Below are 17,921 nucleotides of genomic sequence, written 5' to 3'. Positions count from 1 at the left end.
AGCCCGGCTCACCTTTTCCTACGGCTGGTTTGCGGCGTGTGTCACGCTCCTTCTTTCCCCGGCCTGCACGTACGCCACTACGCGATTAATGCAGGCCCGCAACGACTCGAACACCCCAACTCCCTGAACGGCAACAGCCTCAAAGTACGGGACGCGACAGAAATTCAGCGTCTCCTGCAACATCGACACAGGCAGGACATCCGGCAGGTCACGCTTGTTGTACTGGATCACCCAGGGAAACTCCTCCAAGGTGCTCCCTCTGTCGATGAGATACTCCTCCAGCTCGGCCATCGACGCAAGGTTCTCGTTCAGACGCTCTCTTTGCGAGTCCGCCACAAAGACGATGCCATCCACTCCCTCCAGCACGATTTTGCGACTGGCATGATAATACACCTGCCCTGGGGTAGTGTAGACGTTGAACCGGGGGCGGAGCTGCTTTATGCGTCCCACTTCCAGTCGGAGAAAATCGAAAAAGAGCGTCCGTTGCTCGCGCGTGCGCAGCGAGATGAGCTCTCCTCTTAACCTGGGATCGATGTGCTCATAGATGTAGAGGAGGTTGGCCGTCTTGCCACCCAGGCCAGGCCCGTAATAAACGATCTTGAAAATGATTTCCTGTCGTGCGGCGTTAATGAACATGGCAGTGGTCAGCCGCGGAATGATCGTTCCAGCTCGCGCTTGAGCAGTTCGCCGAATTCCATGTCCAGGAAGCGGGCGGCCTCCTCCTCGGCCCGCCGCGCCTCCTCAAGGAGTTTGTTGAGCAAGGTGACCGCCCTGTGCGCAAAGATGCGCACGATGCCCAGTGCCACCGACGGGTCGAAAATGATGAGCAAAAGGTAAGTCCCCGCTACGCTGGAGATGTACACATTAGCTCTGCTCCCCTCATGAAAGAGCAGCCGGAACTTACCGGGCTCACCGATTAAGCGGGCGATCTCGGCGGTGGCGGAAAATTCCCCGGCCGCCAACGCAGTCAGCGAGGCCAGATCTAATTCCCCAGTGGCACCTCCCTGGCAGATGGGGTGACCGTTCATGTCCGCAAACACGATGGCGCGCGCCTTGGTCTTAACCACCAGCTCGGTGACAATGGCGCGGATCTCAGCGTAGTTTGATTCCGACAAGACGAGCCTCTTACTGCCAGCGTTAGGTGCAAGACCCATACCAGCTCTCCCCGTTAGGGCGATTCTCTCTCCTCCGGCCAACCAACATCATTGTCTGCCTGGCTCGCTGCCCAACGACAATCCGTTACTGTCCCAGCGCAAGCCGGTCCGCAAGATAAGACGGAAGCCCCGCTGCGAGAATCTTCTCCTGCGTGGTTTCAAATGCGTAAGTCACACGTACCAACTCGAAAGACCAGCTACCCGTGTCCAACACCCCAAAACAGGCGTCAGGGTTGCCATCGCGCGGCTGACCCACGCTCCCCACATTGATCATGTAGCGCAGCTCTGTATCCAACGCGATGTGGGGCTCAGTCTCGACGTGAATCTCCCCAGGTGCCTGAAGACTCAGGACTACTGGCACGTGTGAGTGTCCTACGAAGCAGATCTTTTCGCTGAACGCCTCAAAGTTCCGGTAGGCATCCCCCACCGTCTCCAGATAGTACCATTGCTCCGGCGCCTCCGGCGTTGCGTGGACAAAGAAGAGGTTTCCCCTACGGTAGATGTACTGCAGCCCACAAAGAAACTGGCGATGCTCCTCGGTCAACATCCGGCCAGTCCACTCCGCGGCCACACGGGCCATAGTGTTGAAGTAGCTGGTATCCGTGAGACCCACACTGGCAAAGTCGTGGTTGCCCGCAATGATGACCGAGGCCTTGCCTCGCACAAGCTCAATGCACTCGTTGGGGTTGGGCCCATACCCCACAATGTCACCCAAACAGATGACATCCTCCACCTGCAGGTCATCAATGGTCTGCAGCACCGCGGTGAGCGCCTCAAGGTTGCTATGAACATCCGAGATGATGGCCACTCGCATCGATGGAATCCGGGAATTTGCCGTTTCGACTGTGGGCTGTAATATACGACCGCACAGCTGAGAAAGCAAGCACTATTTCAAGAATCTCGCCCGAGATGCACTCGGCATTGGAGCGGTTCCAGCGCCCTACGGCCCCACACCGTGAGGGATGCACCTCCCGGCCCAACCTGGGAACCTTTCTTTGGTTAGTGGTGCTCACATCATCCACACCGGGTCCACGTCGACTGAGACACTCACACTCTGGTCGCGGTGCCCCCTATGGTATCGCTCTAACGCCTGGCGAAGAACGGCATTCATGGTCCGACCGCCGGGGTCTTTGCTCTTGGCTTCCTTGAGCACCACCTGCCAGCGATAGTGCCGCTGCAGCCGCACCAACGGGGCAGGCAGGGGACCGAAACAGCGGAACGGCATGCCCTCCTTGGGCAACAGCGACACAAAGTCTTTAGCTGCCCGTGCCGCCTTTTCCTCTCTGAGGCTTTTGAAACAGACCACTGCCAAGCGCCCAAAGGGCGGGTAGTCCAAGTGTCGGCGGTCACCAATCTCCTGGGCGTAAAAGCCGACAAAGTCGTGCTGCTGTGCAAATCGGAGGCAGTAGTGGTCAGGGGAATAGGACTGAATGACCACCTCGCCGCGCTTGTCCACCCGGCCTGCTCTTCCCGCCACTTGGGTCAGAAGTTGGAAGGTCTGTTCGGCCGCGCGAAAGTCGGGAAAGAAGAGCCCGGTGTCCGCGGAGATTACCCCCACCAGCGTCACGCGTTGAAAATCCAGCCCCTTGGCCACCATCTGCGTGCCGAGCAGGATGTCGAACTCCCCACGCTCAAAGCTCTCCAAGATGCGGTCGTGAGCGCGGCGCCCCCTAGTGGTATCGAGATCCATACGCACTACACGGGCCTGCGGAAAAAGGTGCGCCAGAGCCTCCTCCACCTTCTGCGTCCCAGTCCCCTTGAACAAGATGTCATTGCCCCCGCAGTTTGGGCAGACGGTAGGCGCCCGACGCGTAAAGGAGCAGTAGTGGCACCTCAAGGTGTGGTCGTGCAAGTGAAAGGTGAGCGTCACATTGCAATTCCGGCACTGTTCCACATGGCCGCAATCCCTGCATTTGATGAAGGTGGCATACCCGCGTCTGTTCTGCAACAGGATCACCTGCTCGCCAAGCGACAGCTTCTCCGCGATCTTCTGCTGGAGGAGGCGAGAGAACACCACCGGCTGACGCGAGCCGGTTTCCCGCCGCTCCGCGGTCATGTCCACGATGGTCACCTCCGGCATGGGGACATGGTCGATGCGATGGGTGAGCGTCACCATGCCGTACTTGCCCGCCTGGGCGTTGAAGAAGGTCTCAAACGAAGGTGTGGCACTGCCTAGGACTACGACCGCCTGGTTCAACTTCGCCCGCATGACGGCCACGTCTCGCGCATGGTAACGGGGATCGGTGTCCATCTGCTTGAACGTGGATTCCTGCTCCTCATCGACCACCACCAGGCCCAGATTCTGCACGGGCGCAAAGACCGCCGAGCGCGGACCGATGACAATGCGATGCGCCCCCTGGCGGATGCGGCGCCAGGCATCGAACCTCTCACCAGCCGAAAGGCGGCTGTGCAACACCGTCACCTGCTCACGGAAGTGGGCTCGGAAACGCGCGACTATCTGAGGGGTGAGTGCTATCTCAGGCACAAGCACAACGGCGCTCTTGCCCATGGCCAACACCTCACGGATGGCCTCAATGTACACTTGGGTCTTGCCGCTTCCAGTTACCCCGTGGAGCAGGAGCGCGGTGAAGCTCCCCGCAGCCAGACCCTGCTTGATAGCTGCAAGTGCTTGCTGTTGCTCCTGAGTGAGCTGCACCTGCTTCGCCTCAGGGATCGGCACACGGTCGTAGTAGTCCCGCGACACCTCTCTGCGCACCACCTTCACCAACCCCGCTTTGCACAGTGCGCTCAGCGATTGGCTCGTTGTGCGGGCGGCACGCACAAGATCGCCCAAGCTGGTCTGGTGCCCCTCGCTGGCGAGAAGCACCCGCAGGCATTCGGCCTGCCGCGGCGCGCGCGTGGCAACTTCCCCAATCAACCCCTCCCACTCCTCTGGCGACCGTCCCTCCGCAAGTGCCACCCAACGCTCCGTTCGCACGCCCACAGCTGCCTTCGGCAAAACCTCCTCCACACGCACGAGCCCTTGCGCCTGTAGCTGCGCCAGACTACAGGCCACGCCCCGCACGCCCGCCTTCCTCTCCAGCTGGGCGGTCGTGAGCGGGCTCTTTGCCATCAGAGCGCGCAGAACGAGGGCCTGCCGCGGCGCACGCCGCTCCAGCTGCGTTAACACCGCCGGATCTACCGACCCTTGCAACGTCACCACTCGCTGCGACTCCTGATGAATGCCCGCAGGCAAGGCGGCTCTCAGCACCTCCCCCAGCGGACAGATGTAGTAATCCGCTATCCAGCGACAGAGGCGCATCATCTCCTCGGAAAACAGCGGCTCCGTGTCCAGGATGTCGGCTATCTCCTTGACCTCTGTCAGGTCGGTGTGCTCCAGCAGCTGCACCACAAACCCGGTCATCCGCCGCCGGCCGAAAGGCGCTAAAGCCCGCATGCCGACTCTCAGACTCTCGCGCAGCTCCTCCGGGACACGATAGGTAAAGGCGTGGTCAATAGGGATTGGGAACACGAGATTGGCGTACGCCGCTGCCATATGGTGTCGCCCTCAGGTGTGTGGAGGGTCAAAACGCCGAGGCCAGATATCGCTGTCCCATTTGCCGGAGACGTTCTTTGTCAACATCCGCGGCGTCGATGCCTTCGATGTACCTGTCGAACTCCACCGGCAGGGCCTCGATGGCCATTAGCTCCCCGAGCTTACCCTCCTCTTCGCTCTCCTGCAAGAATTGACGCTCCATGTGAAACGCCTGGGGAAACAGCCCATCGATCTGGCGGACGTCCAGCTGGAGGAGTGTGTCGTGCCGCAGGTGCTCCAGCGTGAGACCAACAATCGCCCCCTCTGGCACGCCCTTACTCAGTGCCGCCAAGCGCTCGTAGATCTGCCCCACGTCCAACTCCCGACAGTCCAGCGGGGGCAGCTTTCGCATTGGGCGAGTAACAATTGGCACGACCTGGCGCTCCCCGGTTTCCAGATCCACCAACAAGACGCCAGGCTCGTTGCTCCACTCGTTGAGGCTAGTACGCTCGGTGGCGCCGGCGTAGCACGCATGCGGCTTGGGACTGATTCTCCGGTGGTAATGCCCGAGGGCGATGTAATCAAAGGAAAGGCCGCGCACTGCTTCGACGTCGGGAATGCGCTGCTCGTTGAACTCGCCCATGGAGTAACTCTGCCCTCCGACCCACGCGCCATGCACCACCAGTACGTTGTGCCGTGCCTCCGGGCGCACGGTAATGGCGGCGAAGGCAGCCTCCAACTCCTCGCTCAATGCACAATGCGGGATGCAGTGAAAGTCCACCTCGCGCACAGTGAAACGCTTGTAGGTACCGCTGTAGGCGGCGTGCACGCCAGGAAAGAGGGCGATAGTCTCGAAAATGGAGCCTGTAGCGGCTATGCGCGGGGTGGAGTGATTGCCGGAGACCATGACCACCTCGATTCCCGCCCCGATGATCCGCTGAATTCCCTCCAATGCTACCCTGATCGCGCGGTTGGTCGGGCGCGAAGTGTGGAAAAGATCGCCAGCGTGCACCACCACCTCCGGCGACAAGGCAATGGCCGCCTCGACTACTTGCCGCCACGCGTCGTAAACATCTTGTTCCCGTTGGTTCAGACCCGTGCGGGGGTCAATTTTCCCGTACTCCGAATAGCCAAGGTGGGTGTCGGAAACGTGCAGAATCCTCATACCGCTCCCTATCGCGTGCGAGAATGCCCGGAGCTAATTCTATGCAATTTTCTGCTCTGATGCAAGGAAAAGTTGGGCGGGATCAAAAAGGCAGACGCCGGGCGGCTAACGGCAGAGCACTCTGCTACACCCTATGAAGTACCCCGTGCGCAGGCCTGGTGTCTATCCGTGCGCACGGGGTAAGCGGACGATTCACAACTCGCCCGGGTCACCATGCGGTCATTTGACCAACTCGGCCTTGACCACCGCCACTGCCGCCTGTTGAGCACCTTTGGTGCTGGCTCTCCCCACCACCACAAACTCGCCCAGGGGAACGTTGAGACTGGTCATGAGGTTCACCGGAGCAGGCGACTGGCCACTCATGGCGAACTTTTCCAGCCTGACCACTCCTGCCCCTTCCGGCACGTACTCGACCTGAGCGATGCGGCAGGAGGCATGGGATCGCTCCGCGAGCGCCACGTCCAGCGCGCACATCTCGCCGCTGTAGACGATTGCCGTTCCTGATCCCAAGAGGGAGAAATGCTCGTACCGGAACAGGTTCCGCAGTTTGCCCACCACCGGCGAAAGCTCGCTCGGTATGGCGCCACCGCCTTGCTCGGTGCCGTCGGCAAGGAACAAGTGCACATCCACGCGTACTTGTTTGGGCGGGACATCGTAGCGCGCCAAGAGCTCTGCCACTTTGTCCAACCTTTCTGGCCAATCGCGGACCGTGAGTGCGCGGAGTTTATTGCTCGGAACGGCCTCGCCAGCTGAGCTTAGGAATTGGCGAATCATGACCGCGAGTTCTTCCGGATCCTTGTACTTGATATCGAAGCTGCGGGTGGTCAGGGCCCGCTCCTTTGCCTGCTCTAGCTTGATGGTGAGAGATTTGGACCTGCCCGCCGTGACCACAACGTCGTCCCGCCCGTACCTCTGATATCCTGGCACCGTCACTTTCAGGGCATAGAGGCCTGCCGGCAGTTCTGCAAACGCAAATTGACCGCGCTCGTCACTTTCGGCGGCAAGTGGTGTTCGACCCTCGCCACTCGGGTAGGCGATCAACGTGGCTTGTGCGATCCCCTTACCACTGCTCGCGTCCACTACCACGCCCTCCAATCTGCCGGTCTGTTGCCCCCAGGCCAGTGGGGCAAGCAAAATCAGGACAGAGGCGACGAAATACGCTTTGCTCATAGGTTTTCCTCCCCTCATGCGGATTCTCTTGCGCTGCTTTCAGTCTACGAACCACACTACCGTCATCGGTGGCTCGTCCACCATGAAGACGATCATGGTACCCTGGCCCTCGGCCAAGGGTTCTACGGCTGAGAGCCTGGCGATAGCCGAAGAGAGTTCTGCGCTCCTGGGTGCCACCTCCTTTTGAGGGAACTGTGCGAGATCAAGCACCAGAAGGACGACCACCAGCAGGAGTGCACTGAGTACCGCCCCCACAAGAACAGCGCGCGGTCGGAACCTGATCTCCGGGGCAGGCCTTCTCTGCTGGAGCACGCGTGCCCGCACCGTAGGCCATACGTGGAGTTCGGCTGCGACCTGGTCACTTCGCGCCAGCGTCCGGTACCCGGCCTTCAAGGCTCGCTGGAGCTGCCCGTATTCTGCCTGACAGGAAGCGCATACCTGCACATGGGCCATCACTTTTTTCTGGACAGGCGGAGAGAGGTCGTTGCCCGCATAGAGTTCCAACAGAGCTCGCGCCCGTTTGCACTTCATCTATCTGCCCTCCAGGAATTCCGGGAATTCCCTTTCGATGATCTCCCGCAACGTGCGGCGCGCCAAAGTGAGGTGACTGCGCACCGTGCTCTCTCGACACCCAAGGACCCGAGCTACTTCGCTAACTTCCAATCCCTCAAGGTCGCGCAGCACGAACGCCGCCCGTTGCTTCACCCCTAGACGGCCAGCCAGAAGTCGCACCAAGGCAAAGAACTCGGCGCTCTCTGTCTGTCCGGCCACATCGGCCTCACTGTCCGCATCGTCGGCTGTCTCATCGTCCCATGAACAGATTCCCGCTCGGCGTCGGTCCCGCTTGGCCAAGTCGCGGCACACGTTCACCACGATGCGATAGAGGTAAGTGTAGAAAGGCCGGCCTGTGTCTACTCGGTGCAACGAACGATACAACCGCACGAAAGCTTCATGTGCGGCCTCTGTGGCGAGTGTTCTGTCGCCCAGAATGCGAAGGGCCACTGCTACCGCACGAGCCTGGTACAGCTCCACCACCTGGGCAAAACAAGCAAGGTCGCCCTTTTGGGCCTGAGCCAGTAGTTGTCGTTCGTCAGCTTCCGCCACGACACCTCTGCTGTGGGCCGCTGATGGTCTTACGTTCCTTTTCTACTAAAAAATACCGTGCCAGTGGCGAAAACGCTGAATTAAAAGCGCATGGACATGGGAAGCGAAAGAGACATTGTAAGGACGCCGACGAGAAACAGACGCCACTTAAGGGAATTGCACAAGGAGTCTTTGCGTTAGGGATACAACACGGTGATGCCCTTTGGAGGGGAGGGCGGTAGGGAAAAGTTATTCCAGAAAGACAGGAGAAAGGGTAGGCGGGGGTCTTTTTCTTTCAGGATTCCCCAAGTAGTCCGGTGTGGCTTGTGAGAGTTCGTGCGCCCCAGGTTGAACCAGAGCGCATACGCGGCGTCGTTGCCCAGAAAGTCCTGTCAGCTTGGAGAGCATTCGATTTCGCAGAAATCATCTTCGATGAGGCGATCGACCGTTTGCACATCGGCCTGCCAGGTATGAGGCCCCGCCGGGATGGTGGTGTCGGTGGTGCCGGCAGAGGAATGCACCGTTGTGCTAAAGAGGCTTTGCTCTCTGGCGTTCCACGCGCCGATGAATTCTGAGCCGTTGCCGGTGTGCAGGCGACAGTCGTGGAACCGGACCTGGCATGCAGTCAGACGCGCAAGGACCGGGTGCGCGAAGAAGGCGGCATAGCACAAGGCTCGTTCATCGGCAAAGGCGGTAAACGAGGTGCCGCTGGTCACATCCCGTGCGGTGAGTTAACCTTGGCCAGAGCGAGGACACGGATGTGCGGCCAGTCCTCGGGGACGTCGATTACCGCCTTGGCATCCGTGTAGGTTTGCTCAAACAGACGCCACTGGGCTTTGACGGCACCCGGGTCCTGGGTGGTCTTATACTTCGTGCGTTTGCTCTTGAGCAGGGCTGCTCCTCGCCAGATTCTCCGTATGGCTTTGTGGCTGATAAAGAGCTGGAAGTGCTCTTTGATGCGGCGGGCGCCGAAAGAGGGCAGGGCCAGCACCTGTTCATTTTGCTCCTGGGTGACGGAGGCCTTGGCGTTGTGGTGAGCTCTGGAGAGCTCTCGGAGATCTTCCAAGGAGCCCTCTTTCCAGCGCCGCAGCCACGTGCAAACGGTGGCGGGGGTGGTGTGGAAGTGGCGTGCCGCAGGTTTGACGCCGTGCTCTTTGGCGGACAGCACCATGTGATGGTGGTAGAACCATGGGCCTCTGATGTGGCGGGTCATATCGTAGTAGTCCCTGGAGCAGAGTTTCCGGGCGGGGCATTCAAGAGCAATGTTGGCACATAATGGTCGCCCGACGGATCGCTTCCTCCCCGGGATCGGAGCAAGCCCGTGAGCAAAGAGTAGTCCTCTTCGCGAAAGATCACCAGGATACGGAGAGGGATACCATGCGTGTTCCGAGTCCGATTTGTGTCTTTTGCGAGAGGGAGGGTACATGGTGTACACGGGACTAGTGGGTTGGGGTTTGTGAGGGAAGAATTCGTTGGGGAGTTACGATTGATTAGTGTCGAGATTTTGAAAATGTTGTAGTATAATCCCTGCAGAAACGGAGGGAGAGATGACCTACTACGATGTGATGCGAGGCGTGGAGAATATATTCAACCTACGATTGGGAATGGCTGGGCTTGCCACAGTGAAGGGAATCTCGGAAGCAGCTCGCCAGTATCACACCACCTGCACGACGGCGCGGAAATGGCTCAAGCGGACAAGGAGCAAGGGCTTAGGCCACTTTAATCGAAGCGGGGCCCGACAGCGTAGTCCTCACAAGACCCCGAAGGCAATGACGGATCGGGTCATAGAGTTACGGAGGACTCATCCGGCGTGGGGGCCTGAGAGATTAAAGATGCATTATGAGCTTCCCATCTCCGGCAAGGCCACAGCGAGAATAATTCCCCAGGCGGGTCTTGTGAGGAAGAAGAAGAGGAGGTGGAAGAAACAAAGGGACTTGAGGGAGGTGAAGAAGCAATGAAGATCGTTCCAGCTTATCGGGATAGATGTCAAGGACCTTTGCGATATAGAGAAGTACTCGCCGGAGATGATGAGGCTTCATCTGCCACGCTATCAGTTTACCGCCCGAGATGTGCGCACTGGTGGGTGTGGGAGGACAAAAGAGTCAACGAATGCGGCCATATTCGCAAGGTATTTGCTCTCTTCACTGAAGGATTATGGGGTAGACATGAAGAAGGTGACAATCCAGACAGACAATGGGTTAGAATTTATTGGCGCTGTGCACAAGAAAGGAGAGAGTGCGTTTCAAGTGGTGCTTCACGGCTTTGGGGTGAGGCATTGCCGGATACCTCCGAGGGCCTGTACCTGGCAGAGCGATGTGGAGGCTTTTCACAAGGTGATAGAGGACGAATTCTATGACATAGAAGGCTACAGGGACGTGAATGAGTTCATGGGCAAGTCCTATGCCTATGAGCTCTATTTCAATTTCAAAAGAAAGACCAGACATAGGGGACGCCAGATACCGGTAGAGATACTCAAGGATAGTGGCGACAATACGTGCCCCCACGTATTCAATCTGCCACCTGTCATTCTCGATCACTACGCCTACAATTTCATAACGGGTGGCTATGATGTGGGGTTATCAACCAGTGATTAGCGTTTTTCTTATTGACTTTATCTCAATCCTGCCTTATATTATACCTCGCAGTGAAAGTCGGTGATTGGAGGGGGAAAACCATGGGAAGCTTCGCTCAAACCAATTTGCGCGGCTGCCCGCGCAGCAGCGGTGAATCTTGCGTGTCGTGCCCCAGTCACCCCACTGCCAAAGGTCATATCCACACAGCGCAACTTTTTCTGGCTAGTCATAAACCTTCCCACAGCAGAGCGCCACCCCCATGCATCAAGCGCGAAGACACATGCCACTTACAGAGCATTGAGACAAAGCGGAGTTGGCAAACCAACATTCTTCCTGCGCGGCGTAATCAAGCTTAATCTAAGACACGAGCCGAATGATGGCTGAGTGGGCGAGTGCCCATACCCATCCGCACAGACCAAAGACACGCGAGAGTTGCGAGGGCTGGGCTGCCCCGCGTACCTGTAGAGTCGCTACCCTAAGTTTAAGGCTGACGAACGACCTTTTGTGGCATCCCAATGAACATCACGACCTGAGTTTTACAGGAGGGACAGAATGAAAGGCTTAGTAGGACCCTTTGTATTGTTACTCGCGTCCAGCGTTTCCGCTATCGCACGGCAAACGTGCTCGGGAGATTCCGTGCTCTTCCCGGGGGAGCATAGGTACAAGAAAGCGATGATTTATTTGGATGACAGCGATAACACTCTTATTGAAGCAAAAAGTCTTGTGATTAGGGACGATACCCTGTTCGTTACGAAAACGCCTACCTATGCAGGTGAACGACCTCCGAAGGTTTGTTATCCTCTTAACAGCATCTATATGATCAAAGTGAGTAAAGGGAGTAAAGCCGGTAGTTTCGCGGCCGTGGGCGCGGCGATGGGGTTCCTGTCCGGGCTCATCAATGTCGACTCATTTCACAGAGGGGAACCGTATGTCAAGGTCAATCCGGAGGTCGAAGCGGCCTTCCTGATTGGTTTCACAGCCGTGGGAGCAATTATCGGTGCAGGCTTTGGATCAAAGACGCACGACTGGGAAATCATATACATAAAGGGACGAATTGGTCCGAGTGCCAAGTGAACCCTGTGCTACTGCTCTTGGTGCAAGGAACCACCAAATTGAAGCCCCTCACGTCTGTTTCTTACCAAACCACAGGAGTAGACAACACCGTGAATAGTGTCGGCGTAATTTGCTCATGTGTCATCCCTGAGAGACCGCATGCGATTTTGTTTCCCCAACATGTTCGGATGCTACGATTCACGGTAGGATCGCTACCGAAGTCTGAGGGTGCGCGGCGCAGCCCGCAAAGGTGACTTGCTCCATAGTGGCTAGGGTTTGCGAGTTCCGAGTCGACTCTCAAGGCATCAAATTAAATCCAGGGTAAGCTCTTCGGTCGGGCGGCTCGTTGCGCTGCGCCCGCCGATCACCTCTGTCGGCTAGAACCAGAATTTCAGTAAAGCGGGAGAAGCGTGCCGGTCGGTGGATTACTTCAGGGACGGGAATCGGTGGGGACGCTTTGGCCCTTCTGCCGAGGTGTGAAATTTTTGATACCATGGTTCCAAGGTTCTCGCAAGCCTGTGGGGCGCATGGTGCCCGGCAGGGAGGTGGTAACAAAGCGCATTGATGTCGTGCTATGCGGACCGAGAGTGAGAGTCCTGCCTATTTTGATTTAGCTCGCGGAGGAAACGATGGTTATGAGGAAATTCGTCTCGATCCTGAGTGTGTGCCTAATATCTGCGCATTGTGTATCCTGTGTCGGATCGATGCCAAGAGCATCCGACGCTATGGACGAGAGTGCAAAACGTTTGGATGTGCCTGCGGGCAAAGCGCTTGTCTACATCATTAGACCATCACAACGGGGCTACGGGTCATGCATGGAAGTTTACTTGGACGGGAGCCTAGTAGGTATGACGTACGGCAAGCAATACCTGTATATGCTGATTGATCCTGGTAAGCATGTAATTACGAGCAAAGGCGAGGATGAAGTCGACTGCATAATCACTTTGCAGGCAGGACAGATATGCTTTTTGGAGCAACAGGTAAAGACAGGTTTTCTGGCCCCTCGAACCGGGTTGAAGCTTCTGACCAATGAAGAGGGTTATGAAAAGCTAAGGAAGTGCAAGTTAGCGCTAGCGTTTTCGCCCTGTGGTGAGGCACTGCGGCCATGAAACCATGTCCTCTTGCGGCATAGCTCTAGAAAGCAGAAGGCGAAGAACGGGGCGCAAAGGTGCCATAGGAACAGATTCTTTATGAAGAGTGATCAAGGTCCATGCCTAATGGCGCATCCATGACGCGGGCGTCGGAACATCGTGGCGAAGATCGAGAGTTTTGCGAGGCCTCGCATGAGCGGGTACGGCGACTGGTGGGGAGTGCTCAGCGGGGATCTCGACGACGAGTTCGAGGCCTATGTTGGCCTGGAACCTTAGGGGCGCGGCCAGGGTAGGTCACCTCGAGCTGCGCACCGCCTTTCGCATAGGAGCTTAGCGGCCGGCTATGAGGCGGTGGCCGAGCCGTGTGACCATCGCGCAGGTGGGGAGATTTCATGGCGAAGTCAGTGGTGCTATGGCGACCACGCGAGGAACGGTCCAGGGGACCAGGCACTTAGATCGTGCGGCGGAAAAAGACCGGCGCCCACGAACCGAGACTCGTTGTCAGCCCGCTGTCCGATCGACAACGCAGTGTCTGCACTGTTTGTCTATGCAATCGTCAGCTGATGGAGGAATTGGCAGCGTACCTGAGTCGGCTTCTATGGTGTCGCACCTCAACGTGTTTGGGAGTCTATAGGGTTAAGATCGCCGCGCAAATATATGACGTGAGATGCTTTTCTTCGCAGGCGGTGTTCAGCCCTCAGGGCCATAAGGAGTTTTTCTTTCGCCTTTACGTCGGGTGGGAGGCAGTGGCACAAGCGTCCGCAGAGTTTGGTGATGCACTTTGTGCGTGGAGCTCATTTTGGGGCGGTTGCCTTTTCCCACCATTGGGTGCAACCTAATCCTGGCCAGTGCGGCCCACACGCGATTGCCTCCATTACGCTGCCAGCTCTATTGCTAGGCAAGAAGGGGGGCTTTCTCGTTCGGCCCGAGGAATTTGCGCGAGTCCGTCGGCGACAGCGGGCAGAGTGTTTCTCGCCGCGCAGAATGCGGAGGCGCTGCGGTTTACTAGACGCTGAGAGGATGGTACGCAAGTGGCCTTCTTTGAAGTTGAGCAGTTTTTCGGTAAGCGACCGGGGGAGTTTTGATGTGTTGGAATTCTCCTTCTTGCAAGAGCTTTTGGTCCTTTTGGCCAAGGCCTTCGGGCGCACACTCGAGCAACTTGGTCGGCGTATCAAGGGCATACCTTCTCCGTGGAAGAAGGTCCTCGTTGTGCTCGGTTCGCTCTGGCCAGGACGCTGGATAACAACCGGGAGCGTGAGCACATTGGGAACATGGGTGTCGCGGACCATTTGCTCGGCATTCCCCCGAGATGCTGTCTCTTGCGAAGACGGGAGGACGAGGATTATGTTTCACTCGGTACTGTGATGGGCGGGGTCCGTTTCTCGATACGCCGTGCCGTAACTTGAAGGTAGAAGGAGACCATGAAGATACACCGAGAGTGCCTCTCGTTTGAGCTGAGGAAGGCACGCACCGGAGGTGTCCCCGTTCCTCGCTCGTTGTGGCGCGGGGGCTCAATCGGAGAGCAACCACCAAAGGGAAGCCCTCGAGCCCGTGAAGAGGCGAGTGTGCCGATGTGGCGTCACAGCTCACAGGTTTGCGACCAAGATGCAGCCTCATCAGGGTACGCGGTGATCCTGCCAAGCGAAAGCGGTCTTCTCGGGCTTACAAATGGCAACCTGTGGACCTTGGTCACCCGTCGGTTGAGCTGCATCTTGATAGTCTTCGTGCTTTCCGGAGGCATGGAGAACGCGACGGACCGGGCGCCGCCGGATCAGAATGACTGGACGGACTGGCTTGCGTTCCGAGGCAAAAAGATCAGTGGCTAGCGATACGGCTAAGGTCTGATAAAGACACCCTCAAGAGCCAAGGCGATTTAGCTGGGTTCTGTCGGACTTTTGCGACGCTGGGACCGACCGGAGGGGAAGGTTCCTGGGTTTCAGGCCAAGGCATAGGCAAGAATGCTTGGCGCATGTCGGAAGTACCGTAGACAAGGAAGGTGACCATGAAGAACAAGGTTTTTAGCGCGATGACCTTTTATGCCCTTTTCCTTGCGGGCAGCGTTTCATTGGGTCAGGATTTCCCAACGGACAAGGGAAGCATGATTCTATTCGGAAATATCTTGCTGAGTAGTATGGGCGGGAAGGTTTATGAATCCGATGGTGATCGCCTTACTATGATTACGGCCACCCCGGGTCTAATCGGCTTCATAAGCCCTGGAATAGGAATCGGCGGGGAGCTGCTATTCAACAGAGCCGCACAGGGAAAGGAAAGTTCGACAGCCTTCGGGATAGGCCCAAAGGTACTGCTTGTTATTGGTGGTAATGAGATACCAAGCAGCATTAAGGGCTCCACTTACCCCTATTTGGGCGCGGCGTTTCTCCTTCTGGGTGCTAAGTACAAGTATACAATAACGGAATGGGATTGGAGCGGTAAAGTGACCGAAACAATGGAGGAATCGAGTGCCTCCGGTAGTATCCTTTCGGCCTCCGCTGGTGTTCTACACATGCTCTCTGATGCGGTGGGTCTTAGTCTTGAATGTACTTATCAGCTTGAGAATGAGAGATCGGGGGGAGAATCAACGAGTGCTAACAAGATTAATCTGCTGATCGGAATTACTGCGTTCATATACTAGTTAGCTCCGATGATACGAGTGCCACGTCAGTTTACATTCTTGTATCCGAGCTTTCTGTGCAAAATCGTAAGACGAACCTGTGATGGAGGCGTCTTGCGCGGACTTGCCACGGGAACGTGACGAACGTTACCCTTGGCTGAGGAGGGGGCTGGGTGGGCGCCTGGTACCAAGCGTGAGAGCGACACCATAGCAGATACGGCCCGATTCTATCGTCGGCACCGAGCTGGGAGGGCGGAGTATCTCCGGCGGTCTCAAGGGGGAAACGGGCCGTGCCTACGCTCAGGGGCTCGCTTCCGGGGTGGACGCCGCTTCGCCAGATTCTCTAGACGTCCGCGACAATCGGATTGCGATGGACGCACAATGGTCGTGCTGTATCGATGCTGGGTGGTGACCTCTCTGACCGGACGAAAGTCCCTGGGGCGGCTTCCCTGAGGAGTGTCCTACCGCAAGGGAGGCGAAGGGCCACGCCCATCGCACGAGCCCCTGGGACTGCTTCACCACATGGGCAACGCGAACCAGGGCGCCCTTCCTTACGTACCCCAGCAGTTATCGTTCGTGAACTTCTGCCACGGGATCTCTGCCGTGCGCCGCTGACGGTCCAGCAGAGGCACTGTGTACATCTCTAATGAGCCTGCGCGAGGCAGGAGAATGCTGAATGCAAAGTGGCGGACGCCAAGGCGCCTGCGCGGTCTGTGCCGGAGGAGGCGAGACGAGCGTTCTTACGCCGGCTCTCCAAATTCGGAACTTTTGACATTTCTTTCCGTGGTGCGTATATTAACTCAAGAAAGAGACGCACCCGTCGCGGCATGGTAACAAGGTTAAACGAGTTGTTTCACGCGAGGTCGCAGCTGCTTACTGGGGGCGGATATGAGCTTCTCTGTCTTGCGCCGTAGGTACCCCCACGTCGACGAATCCATCTATCAAACAAAACTGCCATACGCCTTAGGAAGGTAGGGATGCCGAAGAAACATGGTCCTATGCTCATCGGGTGAATCCGTGAACGTTTGTACTCGGGGACACCTACTCAGGTGGCCCCCGAGGACAGCCTGAGGAGTAAGGTACGAACCGGCCCTGCAAGAGGCCCTGGTGCTCATTAGTGCGGAGGGATTCGTGTAGATCCAGGGCACCGCGTGTATAGGCTGAAACTGACGTAAAGCGAAAGGACCTCGGGGCCCCAAAGAAGACTCTTTGTGGGATCCTAGGTCAAGTACCGCGATTTTGTTTTAACACGCGCAATCTCCCTGTAAAGTGTGCTCCGACGTAGTTTAGTGAAGAGGCCATGAAATCCTCACCTTCATGTGGTAGAGGGCTCAAGAGTCAGCGGGGTCCGCCGATCCACTGGAGCACGCCGCGCTTCCTAGGCTCAACCAATGGCTTCTTGTAATTCCAACGAGTCGGGGCCTCAGGAAAAATCAAAGACGATTCCGAGGAGGCAGGTTCCATGAGAGTCATACCCGTTTTTCTCGCCGTGGCGATAATGGGGACAGGAGCCACGATGTGCCCATCGAACGCGCAAGAACGTCAGCGCGTGATCCAACAACAAAAGAACGTCATTGCAATTAATCCAGTGGGGATAGCTTTTGGCATCGAAAATGTCGAATTCGAGAGAGCGCTAACTGAGCGAACCGGGATGGCCCTGTATTGGGCTAGAACTGGATTCACCCCGGGTAAGATCGGGGGACGTGAATTTGCGGGTTCTGAGGAGCGAGTCACGTACCGGCGCTATTTCTCGAGGCGCGCCCCAAGAGGGTCCTGGGTAGGAGTGAGCTTGGCGTATTCCTCGGGCGATGTGTGGTCAGAATCGGCAGACGTTTATAACTTGAGTATGCTCGCGTTGAGCCTCGAGGTGGGCTACAGGGCAACGGGGGGCGGCTTTAATATCGCTCCCATTGCAATGCTCCGCTTCACTCTCACGGACAATCTCCTTGGACAGAAATTCACATGTGGAGGAACGGTAAAGTACCCTCTTGCCGGGCCTGGTCTTGGCATCCTGGTGGGTTGGGGGTGGTAAACGAGCAAAAGTGGCACCAGGGAATAAGCTACTCTAGCCCAGCCGAACTATTATTTCTTTGTCCTGGCGACGCGAAAGCATTCACCACCCCGTTCAGCCATAACCGAAGGTGAGGGAGGTGGAAGTAATTTCCCAGGGAGCTCAGCTTCTCGCCGACACAAAAGGACTCTGCCGAGGGCGGGTTTAGCAATCGGCGGAGTGGCCGGCGTATCCGTGGGTGGATATAGAGACTAGTCTCACGTTCTTTAGAGGGCGAGGGGTGGGCGGTCAGTTTATCCGGCCCTTTCAGGCCGCTGCAGGCCATTCTAGCCACCCCTCGATCGAAAAGGTTTTCGGTTTGCTTGCTTGACTACAATCGCTCTTGTAGGTGGAGCCATGAGGTCCGTCGTGCCGTGGTGGAAGACCGATGGAGCGCTAAGGTATACGGTAGAGGCTTCGCGGGAGAGCTTTTCGCTCACGGGGGACCGCCTCAGAGGCCCACCGCGACCCTGATTTTGGGGGTGGATGGCTGCGC

18 protein-coding genes are annotated in these 17,921 nt (G+C 57.4%); 8 read left to right on the top strand and 10 right to left on the bottom strand.

The features are described from left to right. Positions 1-18: 18 nt before the first annotated feature. The 10 genes from ONB25_12630 to ONB25_12585 form a co-directional block, all read right to left on the bottom strand. Entirely contained in the window at positions 19-636 is a 618-nt protein-coding gene (locus ONB25_12630) for an ADP-ribosylation factor-like protein (GenBank protein ID MDZ7393733.1), read from the bottom strand. An 8-nt stretch (positions 637-644) separates the two neighbouring features. Beyond that, complete coding sequence (locus tag ONB25_12625) at positions 645-1,154, bottom strand: roadblock/LC7 domain-containing protein (protein ID MDZ7393732.1); 510 nt, start codon at positions 1,152-1,154, stop codon at positions 645-647. Between the two features lie 85 nt (positions 1,155-1,239). Then, positions 1,240-1,968, bottom strand: coding sequence for a metallophosphatase family protein (locus ONB25_12620; protein MDZ7393731.1), 729 nt, complete (start codon positions 1,966-1,968; stop codon positions 1,240-1,242). 195 nt (positions 1,969-2,163) lie between these two features. After that, entirely contained in the window at positions 2,164-4,650 is a 2,487-nt protein-coding gene (priA, locus tag ONB25_12615) for a primosomal protein N' (GenBank protein MDZ7393730.1), read from the bottom strand. 28 nt (positions 4,651-4,678) lie between these two features. Continuing rightward, positions 4,679-5,794 carry an exonuclease SbcCD subunit D gene (locus tag ONB25_12610; protein ID MDZ7393729.1) on the bottom strand — a complete coding sequence of 372 codons (1,116 nt, stop codon included), beginning with the start codon at positions 5,792-5,794 and terminating at the stop codon, positions 4,679-4,681. Positions 5,795-6,013: 219 nt separating this feature from the next. Beyond that, the gene (locus ONB25_12605) at positions 6,014-6,964 is read right to left on the bottom strand and encodes a carboxypeptidase regulatory-like domain-containing protein (GenBank protein MDZ7393728.1); all 951 of its coding nucleotides are present in this window, start codon (positions 6,962-6,964) and stop codon (positions 6,014-6,016) included. Between the two features lie 39 nt (positions 6,965-7,003). After that, on the bottom strand, positions 7,004-7,495 hold the full coding sequence (locus tag ONB25_12600) for a zf-HC2 domain-containing protein (GenBank protein MDZ7393727.1): 492 nt from the start codon (positions 7,493-7,495) through the stop codon (positions 7,004-7,006). After that, entirely contained in the window at positions 7,496-8,068 is a 573-nt protein-coding gene (locus ONB25_12595) for an RNA polymerase sigma factor (GenBank protein MDZ7393726.1), read from the bottom strand. Between the two features lie 371 nt (positions 8,069-8,439). Next, positions 8,440-8,763 carry a hypothetical protein gene (locus ONB25_12590; protein ID MDZ7393725.1) on the bottom strand — a complete coding sequence of 108 codons (324 nt, stop codon included), beginning with the start codon at positions 8,761-8,763 and terminating at the stop codon, positions 8,440-8,442. Further along, positions 8,760-9,113 (bottom strand): hypothetical protein, encoded by a 354-nt coding sequence (locus tag ONB25_12585; GenBank protein MDZ7393724.1) that lies wholly within the window; start codon positions 9,111-9,113, stop codon positions 8,760-8,762. Before ONB25_12585 ends, ONB25_12590 begins: the two co-directional genes overlap by 4 nt. A 51-nt stretch (positions 9,114-9,164) precedes the next feature. On the opposite strand from ONB25_12585, the gene ONB25_12580 reads away from it, so the two are divergent. The 8 genes from ONB25_12580 (at position 9,165) to ONB25_12545 (ending at position 17,407) form a co-directional block, all read left to right on the top strand. Then, positions 9,165-9,323, top strand: coding sequence for a hypothetical protein (locus ONB25_12580; protein ID MDZ7393723.1), 159 nt, complete (start codon positions 9,165-9,167; stop codon positions 9,321-9,323). Positions 9,324-9,594: 271 nt separating this feature from the next. Then, positions 9,595-10,005, top strand: coding sequence for a helix-turn-helix domain-containing protein (locus ONB25_12575; protein ID MDZ7393722.1), 411 nt, complete (start codon positions 9,595-9,597; stop codon positions 10,003-10,005). 207 nt (positions 10,006-10,212) lie between these two features. Continuing rightward, on the top strand, positions 10,213-10,641 hold the full coding sequence (locus ONB25_12570) for a hypothetical protein (protein ID MDZ7393721.1): 429 nt from the start codon (positions 10,213-10,215) through the stop codon (positions 10,639-10,641). A 531-nt stretch (positions 10,642-11,172) separates the two neighbouring features. Then, positions 11,173-11,694, top strand: coding sequence for a hypothetical protein (locus ONB25_12565; GenBank protein ID MDZ7393720.1), 522 nt, complete (start codon positions 11,173-11,175; stop codon positions 11,692-11,694). A gap of 704 nt (positions 11,695-12,398) precedes the next feature. After that, the gene (locus ONB25_12560) at positions 12,399-12,782 is read left to right on the top strand and encodes a DUF2846 domain-containing protein (protein ID MDZ7393719.1); all 384 of its coding nucleotides are present in this window, start codon (positions 12,399-12,401) and stop codon (positions 12,780-12,782) included. A gap of 1,610 nt (positions 12,783-14,392) precedes the next feature. Continuing rightward, positions 14,393-14,590 (top strand): hypothetical protein, encoded by a 198-nt coding sequence (locus tag ONB25_12555; GenBank protein MDZ7393718.1) that lies wholly within the window; start codon positions 14,393-14,395, stop codon positions 14,588-14,590. Positions 14,591-14,766: 176 nt separating this feature from the next. Continuing rightward, positions 14,767-15,396, top strand: a complete 630-nt coding sequence (locus tag ONB25_12550; protein ID MDZ7393717.1) for a hypothetical protein — start codon at positions 14,767-14,769, stop codon at positions 15,394-15,396. Between the two features lie 1,441 nt (positions 15,397-16,837). Then, positions 16,838-17,407: a hypothetical protein gene (locus ONB25_12545; GenBank protein ID MDZ7393716.1), complete on the top strand. Its 570-nt coding sequence runs from the start codon at positions 16,838-16,840 to the stop codon at positions 17,405-17,407. Positions 17,408-17,921: the final 514 nt, after the last annotated feature.

This window comes from candidate division KSB1 bacterium (genome assembly GCA_034506335.1).
Classification (GTDB): Bacteria; Zhuqueibacterota; Zhuqueibacteria; order JANLFK01; family Oleimicrobiaceae; genus Oleimicrobium.
This window is presented reverse-complemented; position numbering and strand designations above follow the sequence as displayed.